The organism is Polynucleobacter aenigmaticus, assembly GCF_002206635.1.
Taxonomy (GTDB): domain Bacteria; phylum Pseudomonadota; class Gammaproteobacteria; order Burkholderiales; family Burkholderiaceae; genus Polynucleobacter; species Polynucleobacter aenigmaticus.
The window spans coordinates 15,653-32,435 of record NZ_NGUO01000002.1 but is presented as its reverse complement, the minus strand read 5'-3'; the positions used below and the strand labels follow the sequence as shown (position 1 = coordinate 32,435).

The following is a 16,783-nucleotide window of genomic DNA, read 5'->3' as shown; positions in this document are numbered from 1 at the left end:
CGGCTACTGATAGGCAGTCGGATCAATCGCTCGCATCTCAGCCTCAATCCACTTTTCTACTTCTTGATGAAGTTGACCGCTGGTTTTTCCAGCAGAGGCAATGGCAGGACCAATTGAGAAGATCACTGTCCCCGGTTGCTTTAGAAAGCTATTCTTTGGCCAGCAGCGACCAGCATTATGGGCAATGGGAATAACCATGGCCTCAGTAGCGCTCGCAAGTCTTGCGCCACCTTTGCTATAGGGTTTATGCGAGCCAGTAGGTGTTCGAGTGCCCTCGGGAAACAATAGGATCCATTTACCCTCACTTAAGCGTTTACGTCCTTGCCCAACCACTGAGAGGGCGGCAGTTTCTTTGCTATTGCGATTGATGTGAATCATCTTGAGTAAGGCTAAGGCCCAACCAAAGAATGGGATCCAAAGCAATTCACGCTTGAAGACGAAGCAGACTTGCTTGGGAAGTAATGCGATATAGGCAATGGTTTCGTAGGCAGATTGATGCTTGCTCAGTACGACAACGGGTTGATCCAAAACCGCCATCATGTTTTCCATGCCACGAAATTCGTAACGAATGCCACAGAGGGGCTGCAAAATCCAGATTACTACCTTATTCCAGAGGCCGATAAAGCGGTAGCGATTCTCAGGATTGAGGAATGGAAAAACCAATATGCACAGTATTGACCAGATCGGCGTAAAGACGAGCAGAAACAGGGTGAACAGGGCGGAACGGATAAAAGTCATATTTGCATTAAACCCTATCTTGTAAGACTGCATTAGCAAATGCCATCAAATCTTCATGAATCTGCGTGCCCTCTGGTAGGTCACCTTTTTCAAGAGTTTTTCTACCTTTGCCAGTCAACACCAAATGGGGGCTTGCACCAAGAGCGATTCCTGCTTGGAGGTCGCGCAAAGAGTCGCCAACAATGGGAACCCCCAATAAAGGAGTAGCGCTCTGATTTTTTTTTATAGCGTAGAGCAATTTCTTTCATCATCCCTGGCAGGGGCTTGCGGCAATCGCAAGCATTGGCATCAGTGTGTGGGCAGAAAAAAACGCTATCAATATGGCCGCCTAAGGGTTTGAGCAACTTATCCATCTTGCTATGCATGGCATGCAGGTCATTGATATTGAAATAACCGCGAGCCAAGCCAGATTGGTTGGTCGCCACGGCAATTTGATAGCCTGCTTGATTGAGTAGTGCAATTGCTTCTAGACTGCCAGGTAGCGGAATCCATTCTTCACTCGACTTCACGTAGTCATCTCGATCTTCGTTGATCACGCCATCGCGATCAAGAATGATGAGTTTAGAAGAGCTACTGCTCATGCTAGTTTGCCGAGGTCGGCAATGAGATTCATTTTCTGGTGAAGTTGTTGCAGGAGAGCTAGACGGTTATCGCGTAACTCTGGATTCGGATCCATCACCATCACATCGGCAAAGAATTGATCAATTGGAGCGCTGAGAGCTACAAGCGCTTTCAGTAGATCGACAAATTGACGCTGCTCATAAGCAGAAGTCAGTGCCGGGATAATGCTTTCCAGCGCTTGATGCAATGCAATCTCAGCGGGGACTTGGAGCAGCTTTCCTGAGCAAGTCGCGGGAATGGCGCTTGCGTTCTTTTTCAAGATATTGCTAATGCGCTTATTGGCAGCAGCTAACTGTGCAGCTTCTGCTAGGGCATTAAATTCACGCAAGGCAGTCAAGCGATCGATTAAATCATTCAGTTGAGTCGGAGACTGGCTTAATACAGCATCAATCTCTTCGGTAGTGAATGGCTTGCCGGCAACTGCTTGATCGCGCATGTAAGCGCGGAGACGATCAATGATGAATCCGTAGATATCTTCGGCCTTTGCTTTTTCTTGAACATCTTTCTGCGGAAACTGTTGGCGAGCTAACTCAATTAAATTCGGTAAATTTAGGCTGAGATTCTTCTCTAGTAAGAGTCGGCAGATACCTAGGGCATGACGACGCAAAGCATACGGGTCTTTATCGCCGGTAGGTGCGAGACCAACACCCCAAATACCAACCAGAGTCTCTAACTTGTCAGCGATAGCCAGGATCGTGCCAGTTTGGGTCTGAGGCAATGTATCACCTGCAAAGCGGGGCATGTAATGCTCGCTACAAGCAGAAGCTACTTCGGCGTTTTCACCATCATGTGTTGCGTAGTAGCGACCCATGATCCCTTGGAGTTCGGGGAATTCACCAACCATATCAGTTAGCAAATCCGTTTTAGCAATTTCAGCAGCGCGACTAGCTAATGTTTCATCAGCGGATAAGGCTTTAGCAATACCAACAGCAATTGCTTGTACACGCTTTGTCCGGTCCAGTTGATTGCCAAGTTGATTGTGATACACCACTTTTCCAAGGTCGACTACACGAGAGGCTAATGGACGCTTTTGATCTTGCTGAAAAAAGAAACGCGCGTCAGATAAACGTGGACGAACTACGCGCTCATTTCCAGAAATAATAGCCTCTGGCTTATCGGTCTCAATATTGGATACGATTAAGAACCGATTGCGTAACTTACCCTGCTGATCCGTCAATGCAAAGTATTTTTGATTAGTCTGCATTGTCAAAATCAAACATTCTTGTGGAACTTCCAAGAACTCTGGATCAAAATGACATTCATAAATTGCTGGCCACTCAACCAAAGCCGTAACTTCATCCAATAGGCTCTCTGGCATCAGTACCAAATCATCTCCAGCAGCTTTTAATAAAGCGGATTGGATAAATTCACGGCGTTGATTAAAGCTGGGCATTACCTTCGCTTTATTGCTGAGATCAGATTCGTATTGATCTGCAGAGGCAAAAGTAACGACTCCTGGAGCAAGGAAGCGGTGGCCCTCGGTTTGATTGCCAGCGTCAATACCAAGAGCGCTGATATTGAGTGTGTGTTTACCATGGAGGGCAACGATGCGGTGCGCGGGACGTGCAAACTCAACATCTGCTAATTCACCATTTTTCTGCAGTACTTGGTAGTGCATCATTTTGGCAATGGGTAATTTGTTTAATGTCTGCCCCAGTGCTGCTTGAGCAGTCTGCTCTAATGCTGCACCTGTTGCGATGACATTGAGGTAGAGCGCCTCATTTTTTCCTTCACCTGATTTTTCTAGTGTGGAGAGGTCGATGTCAGCGTAACCAAGAGCGGACAATTTCTTTATTAGCGGCGCGGTTGGCTTGCCATCAGCATCAAACGCAATGCTGATGGGTAGCAATTTTTCGCGCACTGGATAGTCGGGAGCCTGGCTCAATACATTGGTAATTTGAACTGCAAGCCGACGCGGCGTGGCATAGCCAGTTGCCGCTGAGCTCTCGCCGAGAAGACCTGCTGATTTTAAGCTAGTGAAAATACCATCACTAAATGCATCACCCAAGCGACGCAATGATTTTGGTGGAAGCTCTTCGGTAAATACTTCAATTAAAAGAGTATCTGATTGAGAGAGAAAATTCGGTGTGCTCATAGTTAGGTTACGCTACTGATGCTTTGGATTGGCGTTGACACATCGGAAATCCCAATTTCTCTCGAGACTCAAAGTAAGCTTGCGCTACTGCACGAGAAAGGTTGCGAATGCGTCCGATATAAGCCGCACGCTCCGTAACTGAGATTGCACCACGGGCATCTAGTAAGTTGAAGGTATGTCCAGCCTTGAGCACCATTTCGTAAGCAGGCAAGGCTAATGGCACTTCCATCAGGCGCTTGGCTTCACTTTCATAGTTGGTGAAGTTTGCAAAAAGCAGGTCGGTATTGGAGTGTTCAAAGTTGTAACAAGACTGCTCAACTTCGTTCTGGTGATATACATCACCATAAGAAATACCATCAGCCCAAACAAGGTCATACACGTTGGAGCAATTTTGGATGTACATCGCCAAGCGCTCGATGCCGTAAGTGATTTCGCCTAAAACGGGTTTACAGTCGATGCCGCCAACTTGCTGGAAATAAGTGAACTGAGTCACTTCCATGCCGTTAAGCCAGACTTCCCAGCCTAAACCCCATGCGCCCAAGGTTGGGTTTTCCCAGTCATCTTCAACAAAGCGAACATCATTCTTTTGAAGATCTAGGCCTAGGGCAGTAAGCGAGCCCAAGTAGAGCTCAAGAATATTTTCCGGCGCAGGCTTAAGCACTACCTGGAACTGGTAGTAGTGCTGTAAACGGTTTGGATTCTCTCCGTAGCGGCCATCTTTGGGTCTACGTGAGGGTTGAACGTAAGCAGCCTTCCATGGCTCGGGGCCGATGGCCCTCAAGAAGGTGGCTGTGTGAGATGTACCGGCACCGACCTCAAGGTCAATAGGCTGCAATAGGGCGCAACCTTGTTGGTCCCAGTAATCTTGGAGTTTGAGAATGATTTGCTGAAAAGTAAGCATGATTAACCTAGCTAAGCCTTTGATTTTACATGGCTAAGCGAGCAAACCATGAAATAACGATTAAATCCGTCTTTGGCGAATGAAGCCTAAGATCAGGAGGAGACAAGAAAGACTCAAAATAGGGATATTTCCCCAAATGACATAGGGCGTTTTGCCGGAGTAGGTTTGAATGCTAGTCTTTAAGATCCCCTGGGTGAACTTGGGGAGTTCCGCCAAAATTTTGCCATCTGGCCCCAACACTGCTGTGATCCCAGTATTGGTGGCGCGTAGCGCAGGCAGGCCTGTTTCAAGTGAGCGTAGTTGCGATAGTCTTAATTGTTGCGTCGGCGCTTGGGAATCTCCAAACCAGGCGAGGTTGGTCATATTGATGAAGAGGTTGGCAGATTCTTCGCTATTGCGTAAGCGTGCGGCTAACTCATCGCCAAAGACATCTTCATAGCAAATAGTGATCGCTGCGTAGAGTGGTAATTGCCCTTCTCTATTAATGATGAACAAGGGTTGATTTTGAGGTCCCCGAGAAAAGTCACTTAAGGGAACATTAAATGCATTTACAAACCAGCGAAATCCTGGAGGAATAAATTCGCCAAAAGGAACTAGGTGAGACTTATCGTAACGATAAGGCGGGCTGCTTGGGCTTAGACCAATAGCTCGATTGGAAAACTCCCTGCCATCCGCAGGATTGAAGTGTCGCCCTAAGATGCCAAATAAAAGAAAGCGCTTATTCTTGGTCGCGAAGTCCTGAAGGTCTTCCAGTGTGCCTGTGGGTAAATTGGTCTCAGGCCATGGTAAAGCTGTTTCTGGAGACACCACCAAATCTGCTTGGGAGTCAGTCATTGTGGATTTATAAAATGCAATTTGTTGCAGCATACCCTCGGGTTTAAAAACTAAACTTTGAGCAAAATTTCCCTGAATGAGCTCTACAGTAAGTGGCCCCCCCTTTGGTTTGGTAAAAGACCAAACACCCAAGAGTTGACTTAACCCAACAATGCACACTAAAAATAATGCAGTAGTTTTGAAATGCGCCCTCAAGGAGAGTAGTTGCCAAGAGATCAACACTACAAAAAACGTACATCCCAATCCACCTAGGTAGGGAGCGACTGGCGCAAATGGACCATAGACTTGGGTCTCTCCCAGGCCCATCCATGGGAAACCTGTAAAAAGAATGCCCCGCAAATATTCAGTTGCTACCCAACTAGCCGCCAGAAGTAGCCCTGGAAAAAATTTCCCTTTCGAGGCATTGATTGCCAGTGTGGCGCAAGCGAAAAAGATGGCCAATAGGCCGGCAAGCAAGAAGACTGCGGTGCAGGAGAGTGCGACGTTCATTCCACCGATGTCATGCAGGCTAATGAAAATCCACCACAGCCCTAGGACGAAGTAGCCAAGGCCAAATGACAGGCCTAGTAAAAAGGTTGCCCTAAAAGATGTGGATGGATTTTTTCTGATTTGCCACCAGATGAGGCTGAGGATCGGAATCTGAATCCATCCCCCCAAAGGCAGTTCTGCAGCCCCTGCAAGCATTGCGCCAAGAGCGAACAACATCAGAAAGCCGATGCTATTGCTAAGCCTTGGCAGTAGCCGATCAATCAAAGCAATCCTTAATCAGGCTTTTTAGGAAGTTGTCGTGCGAGCAGAATATGAATCTGTCTTGGATCAGCGCGCTGAACCTCAAATTCAACGCCGTCGATCTTAATGAGTTCACCAACTTTAGGAACTCGACCAAGACGCTGAATAACAAGACCGGCGACGGTTTCAATGCCTTCGACATCAAATTGAGTGCCTAGTGTTTCATTAAACTGTTCAAGCTCGGTGATGCCTTTGACTCTAATATCACCGTTGTCTAACGAGATGAGGTTGTCTGCTTCTTCATCAATATCATGTTCGTCTTCAATGTCACCAACAATTTGCTCAAGGACATCTTCAATCGTGATGATCCCAGCGACGCCACTATATTCATCCACAACAATAGCTAAATGATTTCGATTGTCTTTAAAGTCGCGCAACAAAACGCTTAAGCGTTTTGATTCAGGAATAAATACTGCGGGGCGCAACCAGTCACGCACCTGGAAATCTTTTTCAGTGGAATGGCGCAATAAATCTTTTGCCAACAGGGTGCCAATGACATTGTCGCGGGTACCTTCAAAAACAGGAAAGCGCGAATGAGCGGCTGTAATGACGCTTTTAATAATTTCAGATAAAGGCAGGTTGATATCGATCCAGTCAATTTGGGCTCTAGGGACCAAAATATCTCGAGCACACAATTGGCCCACCTGAAAGACGCCCTCGATCATTGAGAGGGCATCTGCATCAATTAAGCCCTCAGTCTGGGCCTCTCTTAGAGTGTCAATGAGTTCTTGACGACGTTCTGCTGGGCTGGTTGGTTGTGGCGTTAAAAAATCAGCCAGGCGTTCTAAAAGGGATTTATTGGGGTCAGGCATATAGCAAGAATATCGTAGAAATAAGTAAATTCAATGAAGATCGAAGTAAAGAGTCGTTAAATAGGTGCGTAGGGGTTAGCAAAGCCTAGCGTTTTCAAAAGTGTTATTTCTCGATTTTCCATTTTTTTGGCTTCTTTATCGCTTACGTGATCTAGACCTTGCGCATGTAAGCAGCCATGAATAATCAGGTGGGCTAAATGCGCTTTGACAGTCTTGTCTTGTTCGGATGCCTCTTTTTGAATAATAGGAAGGCAAAAAATAATATCGGCGGCCAAAGTCTTTTTAGTGAGCTCGTATGGAAAGGTGAGTACATTAGTTGCTTTATCTTTGGCGCGAAAAGCAAGGTTGAGTTTTTTACCTTCTGATTGATTCACGAAGCGAAGCGTTATAGAACCATCGTGTTGAATAGCTTTTTTCACCCATTTTTTAATTAAAGCTGAAGATGCAATTGCACCCACCTTAGTTTCAATGGAGGGGCTGGCAAATTGAATTTCAATTGCCAGCTTGGGTGTAGGGGTAGATCTACTGGGCATCTTAGATTGCGTGTGCCTGAATCAGCTCACCTCTGAGGGTGTAATTCAGAACTTCAGTGATACGGATATCCACCATTTGCCCTTTGAGAGATTCAATATCTTCATCTGGCGCAGTAAAGTGAATGACGCGATTATTCGCTGCACGACCTTGTAGGTTTACCCCATCTTTTGCTAAGCCTTCAATAAGTACTCGCTCAGTGTTGCCCAACATTTTTTGACTAATCTGAGTTGCTTGTGACTCTACAAGGGTAAGTAGGGTTTGCAAGCGCTTTAGTTTGACTTCGTAAGGCGTGTCATCACTTAAATTGGCTGCGGGCGTACCAGGGCGGGCGCTGAAGATAAAGCAAAAGCTGTTATCAAAATTCAGCTCTTCAACCATCTTCAGTAGTTTTGCAAAGTCTTCATCGGTTTCACCAGGAAAGCCAACAATAAAATCGCTAGAAAGGGTCAGGTCGGGGCGCACAGCACGCATCTTGCGAATGATGCTTTTGTATTCCAGGGCGGTATATCCACGCTTCATAGCCGATAGCACTGAATCCGATGCATGTTGAACTGGCAAATGTAAGTGACTTACTAACTTAGGAACTTTTGCATAGACGTCAATCAAGCGCTGCGTGAATTCTTTGGGATGGCTAGTCGTAAAGCGAATTCTTTCGACCCCAGGAATTTCTGCGACGTATTCAAGAAGTAATGCAAAGTCTGCAATTTCTTCAGTGCCACCCATCTTGCCAAGATAGGCGTTGACATTCTGTCCTAGTAAGACAATCTCCTTAACACCTTGGGCGGCAAGACCGGCTACTTCAGTAAGCACATCATCAAAAGGGCGTGAAACCTCTTCACCGCGCGTATATGGCACAACGCAATAGCTACAGTATTTTGAGCAACCTTCCATGATGGAAACGTAAGCAGAGCCACGGGTCTGACGTGATGAGGGTAGGTGGTCAAACTTCTCAATTTCTGGAAAAGAGATATCTACCTGTGATCTTCCAGTCGCACGACGTTGTGCAAGCAGGTCTGATAGGCGATGCAATGTTTGCGGTCCGAAGACGACGTCAACATAGGGCGCCCTGCTGATGATTTGTTGTCCTTCTTGGCTGGCAACGCAACCGCCGACACCGATCAATAAATTAGGCTTCAATTTTTTGAGCTCACGGAGACGACCTAAGTCAGAGAACACTTTATCTTCTGCCTTCTCGCGAATGGAGCAGGTATTCAGAAGAACGACATCAGCATCTTCGGGGGTGTCGGTCATGACCATGCCTTCATCGGCGTGGAGTAGGTCAGCCATCTTGCCCGAGTCATACTCGTTCATTTGACAGCCAAAGGTTTTGATATAGAGCTTTTTCATATGCCGTTTTCAGGTTTATAGCTGGGGGCGAAGCTCAGATTTTACGGGATAAAACTGTTACAGCAGGCGCAATGCAAGAATGGTAACAATCGTAGGAGGAATCGCGGCTACAAGCAGTAATCCAGCAGAAACTGCTGCATTGGGGAAGTAACTGCGCAAAATTGCTAGCCCCGCAGGGTTTGGAGCATTAGCAATTACAGTCAGGCCGCCGCCTGCAACTGCACCACCAACTAAGGCCAGTTTGAATTCCGGCGAGGTTCCTTGCACTAGCGAGCCCAAATAGGTTAGCGCTGCATTGTCTGTAATAGCCGTTAATGCCAAGCTTCCGTAGAACACTGCTGTGGGGCTCATGACTTCCAGGATGGGTTGCAACCACCAGCCCTGTAATCCGCCGAGCACAACGAGGCCAGCCAAGAAGAATCCCACTAATAGCGCCTCACGCAAAATCAGCGGGCATTGATGTTTTGGATAAGCTGTAATGAAGCCTATAAAAAATAGTAAAAGCCACATGAAGATCACAGGGTCATGAGCAAAGCCCACAATGCCAGCTAGGAACAGCAGATGGATGGTTGTAATCGCCAGTGGAATGCGCGCAGTTTGAGACTTGCTTGCAGGCTCAATTAATTGCTTATGAAAGAGTAGTGTCACCACAGTAGCGTTAATAAAAATAGCGATAGTTGCCTCGAACCCAAAGTTGGCGAACATGAATGGGGTGTCCCAATTCCATGTTGATGCCACCATGAGGACGGGTGGGGCGGCAAAGTTTGTGAGCGTGCCACCAATCGAAATATTGACAAATAAAGCTCCCAGCGTGCCATAGAGCAATGGGGTTGAGCATTTGTGGCGATAAACTAGGTCACGTAATAAGAAGGCTGCAAGCGTCATTGCTGCTGGCTCGGTGATTAATGAGCCTAGTAGCGGGGTAATGCTGAGCGTTAAGAAATACAGCGTAGGCGCTTGCTTGGTGCGCAACACCAATTGAATTGCCTTACCCAGTCTTTGTAGGAGTTGAGTTGCAAACTGCAGAATCGGTTTACTCCCGGCAACAACCATAATGGCGAAGACAAACAAGGGTTCCGTAAAGTTACGTTTGTTGGCGTAATCTGTTGCCGTAGCCAAATCGCTTGCAAGCCACATAAAGATAATGAGAATGGCAGCCCAAAAACCAAAAACGATTTCGACTTCGCCAAGCAAATGCCATAAACCAGCATGTCTTGGAGATTTTTTAGCAAGCACTTCAAAATACGAAGTACAAAAGGTGTGCAGTACTGCGATGGCAAAAATGATGCTTGCGCCAAGTTCTGTAGGGGTAAAGTTCATAGAGACATATTATCAGGGCATCCCCCGTGGAAATATCCCGAAGATTTACCAAATAAAAATGTTGGCGATTTAGGAGATTTTGATGAAATTGAAATTAGGCTATCAAGAGTTAATTGCACAAGCGATGGCTCAAATTGAGACCCTTCCTTTGGAGCGGGCTCAAAGACTCTTGGATGATGAAAATGTGATTTTTGTAGATATTCGGGATGTAAGGGAGCTGGAGCGCGAAGGGATGATTCCCAATGCTTTACATGCACCCCGTGGCATGCTGGAATTTTGGGTCGACCCAGACAGTCCCTATTACAAGCCAGTTTTTGGAGAGGGTAAGCGCTTGGTGCTTTATTGTGCCTCAGCTTGGCGCTCTGCTTTGGCAACTGAGACCCTCCAAAAAATGGGGGTTCCAGGGGTCTGCCACTTAGAGGGTGGTTTTAGTGCCTGGAAAAAGGCGGAATTGCCTGTGTCCCAGAAGGACCCTAAGTTGCACCACGGCTAAATTCCTGTATGTAAAGATCTTGAAATGCGGTAATTAGCCCCCATTTATGGGTAGTTAAGTTCATTAATGAAGAGGGTATTCGTATGACTGTAGCTAGTAAAGAAACTTTAGGCTTTCAGGCCGAGGTAAAGCAACTTTTACAACTGATGATCCATTCCCTGTATTCCAACAAGGAAATTTTTCTCCGCGAGCTGATCTCTAATGCATCGGATGCATCAGACAAGTTGCGTTTCGAGGGCATTGAGCATCCGGATTGGTACGGAGACGATCCTGATCTGAAGATCAAGGTGAGTTTTGATAAGACTGCGAGGACAGTCACCATTTCGGATAACGGTATCGGCATGAGTCGAGATGAGGTTATATCCAATTTAGGGACTATCGCTCGCTCTGGTACCAAAGAGTTCTTCTCCAAGCTTTCCGGTGACCAGCAAAAAGACGCCGCGTTGATTGGTCAGTTTGGCGTTGGTTTTTATTCCGCATTTATTGTGGCTGACCGTATTACTGTTGAAACTCGTCGCGCAGGTCTGCCTGCTACCGATGGTGTCCGGTGGGAGTCCGATGGCTCAGGCGAATTTACGGTAGAAAGTATTGACCGTCTACAGCGTGGGACATCAATCACGATGCACCTGCGTGAAGGCGAGGATGATTTCCTTTCCACTCATAAACTAAAATCCATTATTCGCAAGTACTCCGATCACATCTCTCTGCCAATTCAGATGAATAAAGAGGAATGGGATGCCGATAAAAGTGAGCATGTCATTAAGGATGAGTTAGAGAGCATTAATCAGTCGAGCGCCCTATGGGCACGCGCTAAATCCGAAATTACAGAAGAGCAATACGACGAGTTTTACAAACATCTTTCTCATGACTATGAGGGCCCTTTGTGCTACTCATTAAATCGAGTAGAGGGTCGCAGCGAATTTACGCAACTTCTGTATGTGCCGGCTCGCGCTCCTTTTGATTTATGGGATCGCAATAAGCGTGGCGGCATTAAGTTGTATGTGAAGCGTGTATTCATCATGGATGACGCAGAGCAATTGATGCCAATGTATCTTCGCTTTGTCACGGGCGTGATTGATTCAACTGATTTGCCGTTGAATGTCTCTCGTGAAATTTTGCAGGAATCACGTGATGTCAAGATCATCCGAGAAAGCTCGACCAAGCGTGTATTGAGTATGCTGGAAGATTTGGCTAACAGCGATGATGAGCTTAAGAAAGAAAAGTACCGCACCTTCTGGACTCAGTTCGGACAAGTTCTCAAGGAGGGTATTGGTGAGGATCAGCCAAATCAAGAGCGTATCTTAAAACTCTTACGTTTTGCAAGTACGCATACCGACTCTGCAGATCAAACCGTTTCTTTGGCTGAATATGTTTCTCGTATGAAAGAAGGTCAGGACAAGGTTTATTACGTCACTGGCGATACTTTTAACGCCGCTAAAAACAGTCCTCATTTAGAGATCTTCCGTAAGAAGGGTGTCGAAGTGCTGTTGCTCTCTGATCGAGTGGATGAATGGATGCTTTCTTTCTTTACCGAGTTTGATGGCAAGCAAATGACGTCCGTGGCCAAAGGCGGGCTTGATCTTGGCAGCTTAAGCGACGAGAAAGAAAAGAAAGATCACGAAGAAACTGAAAAGAATTTCAAGGACTTGCTCGATCGTATGAAGTTGGCATTGGAGGATAAGGTGAAAGACGTTCGTGTCACCTTCCGGTTAACGGATTCCCCAGCATGCTTAGTTTCTGATGAGAATGAACTCTCTGGAAATTTATTGCGCATGCTCAAGGCTGCAGGCCAGCAAGCCCCAGATACAAAGCCTATTTTGGAAATTAATCCAGAGCATCCTTTACTGCTTAAGTTGAAATCAGATAACCAGCATTTTGATGAGTGGACTCGGGTCTTGTTTGATCAAGCTCTCTTGGCTGAGGGCGGTCAGTTGAATGATCCAGCTGCTTATGTAAAACGTATTAATCAGCTGTTACTTTCTTAAATTACTGAAGCCCTAAAGAAAAACCCGACTCGCATTACGCGGGTCGGGTTTTTTATTTTTCTTAAACTAGAACTTAGTCTAGTTTTAAAGCTATTTCAGTAATACCAAGTATTACTGCGGAGCTTTAGCCGGTTGATTATTTTTTCCAGCGTTGTAACCAGAGTTGTACTCAGAAGCCTGCTCTTTCTTGTAAGCATCGTATGCATAACCAGATGCTGCACCAACTGCTGCGCCACCAACTGCACCCCAGATAGGGTTGCCGTGGAAAATGGCTGTGCCAACTGCACCAGCAGCTGCGCCGATGCTAGCACCAGATAATGTGCGTTGTTCTGTATTGCTCATGTTGGAGCAACCTGCGATTGCTAGGGTTGAAGCAGTAATTGCGATCATTTTTTTCATATCAACTGTTCCTTATGTCTATAGATTGAATTGGCTAAATGTCTTGAATTATTTTCTGGCGCAAGGAAAGCGTCCTGCCAAGAAGCCCAAGAAAACGCCCGCTGCAGGTTTATCTGAAACCTGTTGATTGCTTTGGCCAAATTTCACAAACTCACCAATCACTTCATCACGTGATGGGGCTGGTTGCTTGACGCAAATGTAGGGTTTCGCGCGCTGTGGATGGCGTGTGGCTAAATAAGTGTCATAAATAGCTGTTGTATAGCCTATGCAAAAACTGCGTGATTCTGGGCTTGCAGGTAATTTGCAAACATTCACTAGCTCTTGCGTGCTTAGTACCTGAACTTTTTCTTGAGCTTGGGCTAAGCCGCAAAATGAGACTAAAGCAGCCAATAGAATTAAAACTTTTTTCATGGGTTCTCCCTTGGATATATGTAAATTTGATAATAAACCATATTTTTGGTATTAAATTGCACTAAAACAGTGCATTAATGCCCAAAATCGGTCCTTATAGTCCCCATAATGACGCAAAAACATAAAGGGGTTATTTCGATGGAAACTGTGAAATCAGGCAGTGATGTCTTATTTATCTTGCTCGGCGCCATTATGGTTCTGGCGATGCATGCAGGCTTTGCATTCCTCGAATTGGGTACCGTTCGTAAAAAGAACCAAGTCAATGCCTTGGTCAAAATCTTGGTCGACTTTGCGGTTTCGACAATTGCCTATTTCTTTATTGGCTACAGCATTGCCTATGGCGTAGACTTTTTCTCTGGCGCAGAATTGTTGGCCGAGAAAAATGGCTATGAGTTAGTCAAATTCTTTTTCTTGTTGACCTTTGCCGCCGCTATTCCAGCGATCATTTCCGGCGGTATTGCAGAGCGTGCCAAGTTCAATCCTCAATTAATTGCTACCTTTGTTTTAGTTGGCTTCATTTATCCTTTCTTCGAGGGCATTGCCTGGAATCAGCACTATGGAATTCAAGCCTGGATTAAAGGTTTCACTGGTGAAGAATTTCATGACTTTGCTGGATCCATCGTGGTGCATGCGGTAGGCGGTTGGATTGCCTTACCTGCCATCATTCTTTTGGGCGCACGTCGCGGGCGCTATTCAAAGGATGGAAACGTTGCAGCACATCCCCCTTCAAGTATTCCATTCTTGGCTTTGGGCGCGTGGATTTTAGCGGTGGGCTGGTTTGGATTTAATGTGATGAGTGCGCAAACCATCGATAAGGTAAGTGGCTTAGTAGCAATGAACTCTTTGATGGCTATGGCTGGTGGGACTCTAGCTGCTTGGGTGGTTGGGCGCAATGATCCTGGCTTTACCTACAACGGCCCTTTAGCGGGTTTAGTCGCGGTGTGTGCAGGCTCAGACTTAATGCATCCAATGGGTGCATTAGTAGTTGGATTAATTGCTGGCGCCCTGTTCGTGTATATGTTCACCTTGGTGCAAAACCGCTGGAAGATCGATGATGTTTTAGGTGTGTGGCCTTTGCATGGCTTGTGCGGATTGTGGGGTGGTTTGGCTGCGGGTATCTTTGGGACAAAAGCGTTGGGCGGTATAGGTGGAGTTAGCTTCTTGGGTCAGTTGATTGGAAGCGGTCTGGGTGTTGCAATTGCACTCATTGGCGGTTTTGTGGTTTACGGGCTGCTAAAAGTTGTTTTAGGTATTCGGATGTCGCATGAAGAAGAATATGACGGTGCTGATTTGAGTATTCACCGTATTTCATCCACGCCAGATCGCGAGCCTAACTGGTAAGCTTTCTTAAATATAGCCATTACCTATAATGAGTGATGGCTATATTTGAACTAGACGGAAATGCTCCCCAATTGGCGGAGGGAGCTTGGGTTGCCGAGAGCGCAGAAGTCATCGGCAAGGTTGAGCTACACGCAAATGCCAGTATCTGGCCCAAGGTGGTTATCCGTGGCGATAACGATCTCATTCAAATTGGCGAGGACAGTAATGTGCAAGATGCCTCTATCTTGCACACCGATCCAGGTTACCCCCTCATCATCGGTAAGCGAGTAACCATTGGTCACCAGGTAATGCTGCATGGTTGCCACATCGGCGATGGTAGCTTGATTGGGATTGGTGCGGTTATTTTGAATGGCGCCAAAATTGGCAAAAACTGTTTGGTGGGTGCTGGTGCATTGGTGACTGAAGGTAAAGAGTTTCCTGACGGGTCGATGATTTTGGGTTCGCCGGCCAAGGCCGTGAAAACACTCACGCCAGAGCAGATTGCGGGCATTCAAGATATTGCTGGGCGCTATGTCAACAATGCACAACGATACCAACAAAGTCTCAAGAAGATTGCGTAATTTAATAAAGCACACCTAAATTGTTCTACGTCTTTAATGTCGTCTTTCCAGTATTTGCCCTCATTCTGATTGGATACGTTTGCGGCAGAACAGGTAAGTTAGGAGAAAGTGCATCTACAGAGTTAAATCGCTTTGTCGTCTGGCTTGCGCTACCTGCACAGTTATTTCATTTCGCATCGAGCAGTAGTTGGCAAACGCTGTGGCAGCCAGGTTTTATTGCCGCCTTTTTTCTGAGTTGCTTGGCAGTATTTATTCTTGTCCTGGTACTTAGCTGGGTTCGCAATCGAGATTTAGCGGCAGCGAGCTTTTCTGGGTTGAGTGCGTCCTACTCCAATACTGGGTATATGGGCATCCCACTGTGTGTGTTGGCTCTTGGCCAAGATGGGTTGGCCCCAGCAATCATTTCTACTTTTATTGTTTTTGTCATGTTTGCACTGGCTACGGTGCTGATTGAGATTGGCATTTTGTCGCACAAAAAATCCCATGAAATTTTTTGGAGTGTCATCAAATCACTGTGCACGAATCCATTGTTGATTGCTCCCGTGGCTGGTTTGCTGTGGGCTTCTACAGATTTGGTTTTGTATGATCCATTGGCGCAAGTCATCGCCTTTCTGGCTGCGGCTGCAACACCTTGCGCGCTAGTTTCTATCGGACTATTTTTAATGCAAAAAGAAAGGTTTGCGTCGCAGCAAGCATGGGGAATTAGTATTGCAAAACTCATTATTCAACCGGTGCTTGCATGGTTCATTGCTGGACCGATCTTAAATTTACCGGAATTGTCGGTGAGTGCGGTTGTGATATTAGCTGCCCTCCCTACTGGTACGGGCCCATTTATGCTCGCCCAGTATTACCAGAGGGATGGCAGAATGATTTCTCGAGTAGTGCTATTAACGACTATTGGATCTTTGCTAACCCTTTCCTTATTCCTTTGGTGGAATAAAGGGATTTGATCCTTCTGCATCGATTTGTTTTTCCCAAGAGGCATCAATAAAGGCTGGTAGTGTCATGCACTCAGCAAAGATTCGCATGAGGGTGGGATAGGCTTTCATATCCATCTTTGCACTGAGTGCATTAAATAGCTGTGGCACCAAGCAGATATCGATCAAGCCAGGCTGAGCACCGCAAGCAAAGCGACCCACTCTTGAATCAGAGCTTAATTGTTTCTCAAGGCTCTCAAGTCCCAATGCCATCCAGTGTTGATACCAGACGTCTTTCGCCTCCATGCTGATACCTAACTTTTTAATGAGGTATCGCAAGACTCGCAAATTACTCAAGGGATGAATCTCAATAGCTATATCCATCGCTATTGCACGCACCCATGCTCGATCGATAGGGAGCCGAGGTAATAAGGGTGGGGAGGGTTGAGTCTCCTCTAGGTATTCAATAATGGCAAGTGATTGATGAATGGTGTAATTGCCATCGGTGTAGAGGGGCACCAAGCGATTGGGATTTTTATTGGCGTATTCAGGGGAAGTCTGTTCGCCACCCTGCCTAACAAGATGAACTGGGATCACTTCGTATTCCAGGCCTTTTAAATTCAGGGCAATGCGCACCCGGAACGCTGCTGAACTACGCCAAAAACTATAAAGCTGAGTTTTCATGA

At 46.3% G+C, this 16,783-nt stretch carries 16 protein-coding genes and 1 pseudogene; 5 read left to right on the top strand and 12 right to left on the bottom strand.

Features of this window, described 5'->3' with window-relative positions; all coding sequences use genetic code 11:
• Positions 1 to 3: 3 nt before the first annotated feature.
• The 9 genes and pseudogenes from CBI30_RS00750 to CBI30_RS00710 all read right to left on the bottom strand — a co-directional run bounded on the left by CBI30_RS00750 (position 4) and on the right by CBI30_RS00710 (position 9,991).
• Positions 4 to 738, bottom strand: a complete 735-nt coding sequence (locus tag CBI30_RS00750; RefSeq protein WP_088526750.1) for a lysophospholipid acyltransferase family protein — start codon at positions 736 to 738, stop codon at positions 4 to 6.
• Positions 739 to 745: 7 nt separating this feature from the next.
• Positions 746 to 1,319, bottom strand: a pseudogene (gmhB, locus tag CBI30_RS00745) (D-glycero-beta-D-manno-heptose 1,7-bisphosphate 7-phosphatase).
• The gene (glyS, locus tag CBI30_RS00740) at positions 1,316 to 3,454 is read right to left on the bottom strand and encodes a glycine--tRNA ligase subunit beta (RefSeq protein ID WP_088526443.1); all 2,139 of its coding nucleotides are present in this window, start codon (positions 3,452 to 3,454) and stop codon (positions 1,316 to 1,318) included. Before glyS ends, gmhB begins: the two are co-directional and overlap by 4 nt.
• A gap of 7 nt (positions 3,455 to 3,461) precedes the next feature.
• Positions 3,462 to 4,355: a glycine--tRNA ligase subunit alpha gene (gene glyQ / locus CBI30_RS00735; RefSeq protein ID WP_088526442.1), complete on the bottom strand. Its 894-nt coding sequence runs from the start codon at positions 4,353 to 4,355 to the stop codon at positions 3,462 to 3,464.
• Positions 4,356 to 4,415: 60 nt separating this feature from the next.
• A complete protein-coding gene (gene lnt, locus CBI30_RS00730; RefSeq protein WP_240553455.1) occupies positions 4,416 to 5,942 on the bottom strand; it encodes an apolipoprotein N-acyltransferase in 1,527 nt (508 codons plus the stop codon).
• A gap of 8 nt (positions 5,943 to 5,950) precedes the next feature.
• Complete coding sequence (locus CBI30_RS00725) at positions 5,951 to 6,790, bottom strand: HlyC/CorC family transporter (protein WP_088526440.1); 840 nt, start codon at positions 6,788 to 6,790, stop codon at positions 5,951 to 5,953.
• A 56-nt stretch (positions 6,791 to 6,846) separates the two neighbouring features.
• Positions 6,847 to 7,248: an rRNA maturation RNase YbeY gene (gene ybeY / locus CBI30_RS00720; protein WP_240553454.1), complete on the bottom strand. Its 402-nt coding sequence runs from the start codon at positions 7,246 to 7,248 to the stop codon at positions 6,847 to 6,849.
• A gap of 76 nt (positions 7,249 to 7,324) precedes the next feature.
• Complete coding sequence (miaB, locus tag CBI30_RS00715; protein ID WP_088526438.1) at positions 7,325 to 8,671, bottom strand: tRNA (N6-isopentenyl adenosine(37)-C2)-methylthiotransferase MiaB; 1,347 nt, start codon at positions 8,669 to 8,671, stop codon at positions 7,325 to 7,327.
• Between the two features lie 57 nt (positions 8,672 to 8,728).
• Complete coding sequence (locus tag CBI30_RS00710) at positions 8,729 to 9,991, bottom strand: putative Na+/H+ antiporter (RefSeq protein ID WP_088526437.1); 1,263 nt, start codon at positions 9,989 to 9,991, stop codon at positions 8,729 to 8,731.
• An 82-nt stretch (positions 9,992 to 10,073) separates the two neighbouring features.
• Between CBI30_RS00710 and CBI30_RS00705 the strand changes: the two genes are divergently transcribed.
• Entirely contained in the window at positions 10,074 to 10,484 is a 411-nt protein-coding gene (locus CBI30_RS00705) for a rhodanese-like domain-containing protein (RefSeq protein WP_088526436.1), read from the top strand.
• An 83-nt stretch (positions 10,485 to 10,567) separates the two neighbouring features.
• Positions 10,568 to 12,469, top strand: coding sequence for a molecular chaperone HtpG (htpG, locus tag CBI30_RS00700; protein WP_088526435.1), 1,902 nt, complete (start codon positions 10,568 to 10,570; stop codon positions 12,467 to 12,469).
• A gap of 111 nt (positions 12,470 to 12,580) precedes the next feature.
• Here htpG and CBI30_RS00695 read toward each other — a convergent pair whose 3' ends face one another.
• Complete coding sequence (locus CBI30_RS00695) at positions 12,581 to 12,868, bottom strand: glycine zipper domain-containing protein (RefSeq protein ID WP_088526434.1); 288 nt, start codon at positions 12,866 to 12,868, stop codon at positions 12,581 to 12,583.
• 48 nt (positions 12,869 to 12,916) lie between these two features.
• Positions 12,917 to 13,279 carry a Rap1a/Tai family immunity protein gene (locus CBI30_RS00690; protein WP_088526433.1) on the bottom strand — a complete coding sequence of 121 codons (363 nt, stop codon included), beginning with the start codon at positions 13,277 to 13,279 and terminating at the stop codon, positions 12,917 to 12,919.
• A gap of 138 nt (positions 13,280 to 13,417) precedes the next feature.
• Between CBI30_RS00690 and CBI30_RS00685 the strand changes: the two genes are divergently transcribed.
• From CBI30_RS00685 to CBI30_RS00675, 3 genes are read left to right on the top strand one after another with little or no spacing between them, the layout of a single operon-like run.
• Positions 13,418 to 14,620 carry an ammonium transporter gene (locus CBI30_RS00685; protein ID WP_088526432.1) on the top strand — a complete coding sequence of 401 codons (1,203 nt, stop codon included), beginning with the start codon at positions 13,418 to 13,420 and terminating at the stop codon, positions 14,618 to 14,620.
• A gap of 35 nt (positions 14,621 to 14,655) precedes the next feature.
• Positions 14,656 to 15,180: a gamma carbonic anhydrase family protein gene (locus tag CBI30_RS00680; protein ID WP_088526431.1), complete on the top strand. Its 525-nt coding sequence runs from the start codon at positions 14,656 to 14,658 to the stop codon at positions 15,178 to 15,180.
• Between the two features lie 20 nt (positions 15,181 to 15,200).
• Positions 15,201 to 16,130: an AEC family transporter gene (locus tag CBI30_RS00675; protein WP_088526430.1), complete on the top strand. Its 930-nt coding sequence runs from the start codon at positions 15,201 to 15,203 to the stop codon at positions 16,128 to 16,130.
• Here CBI30_RS00675 and maiA read toward each other — a convergent pair.
• Entirely contained in the window at positions 16,101 to 16,781 is a 681-nt protein-coding gene (gene maiA, locus CBI30_RS00670) for a maleylacetoacetate isomerase (protein WP_088526429.1), read from the bottom strand. The two genes, CBI30_RS00675 and maiA, sit on opposite strands and share 30 nt — an antisense overlap.
• Between the last annotated feature and the right edge of the window lie 2 nt (positions 16,782 to 16,783).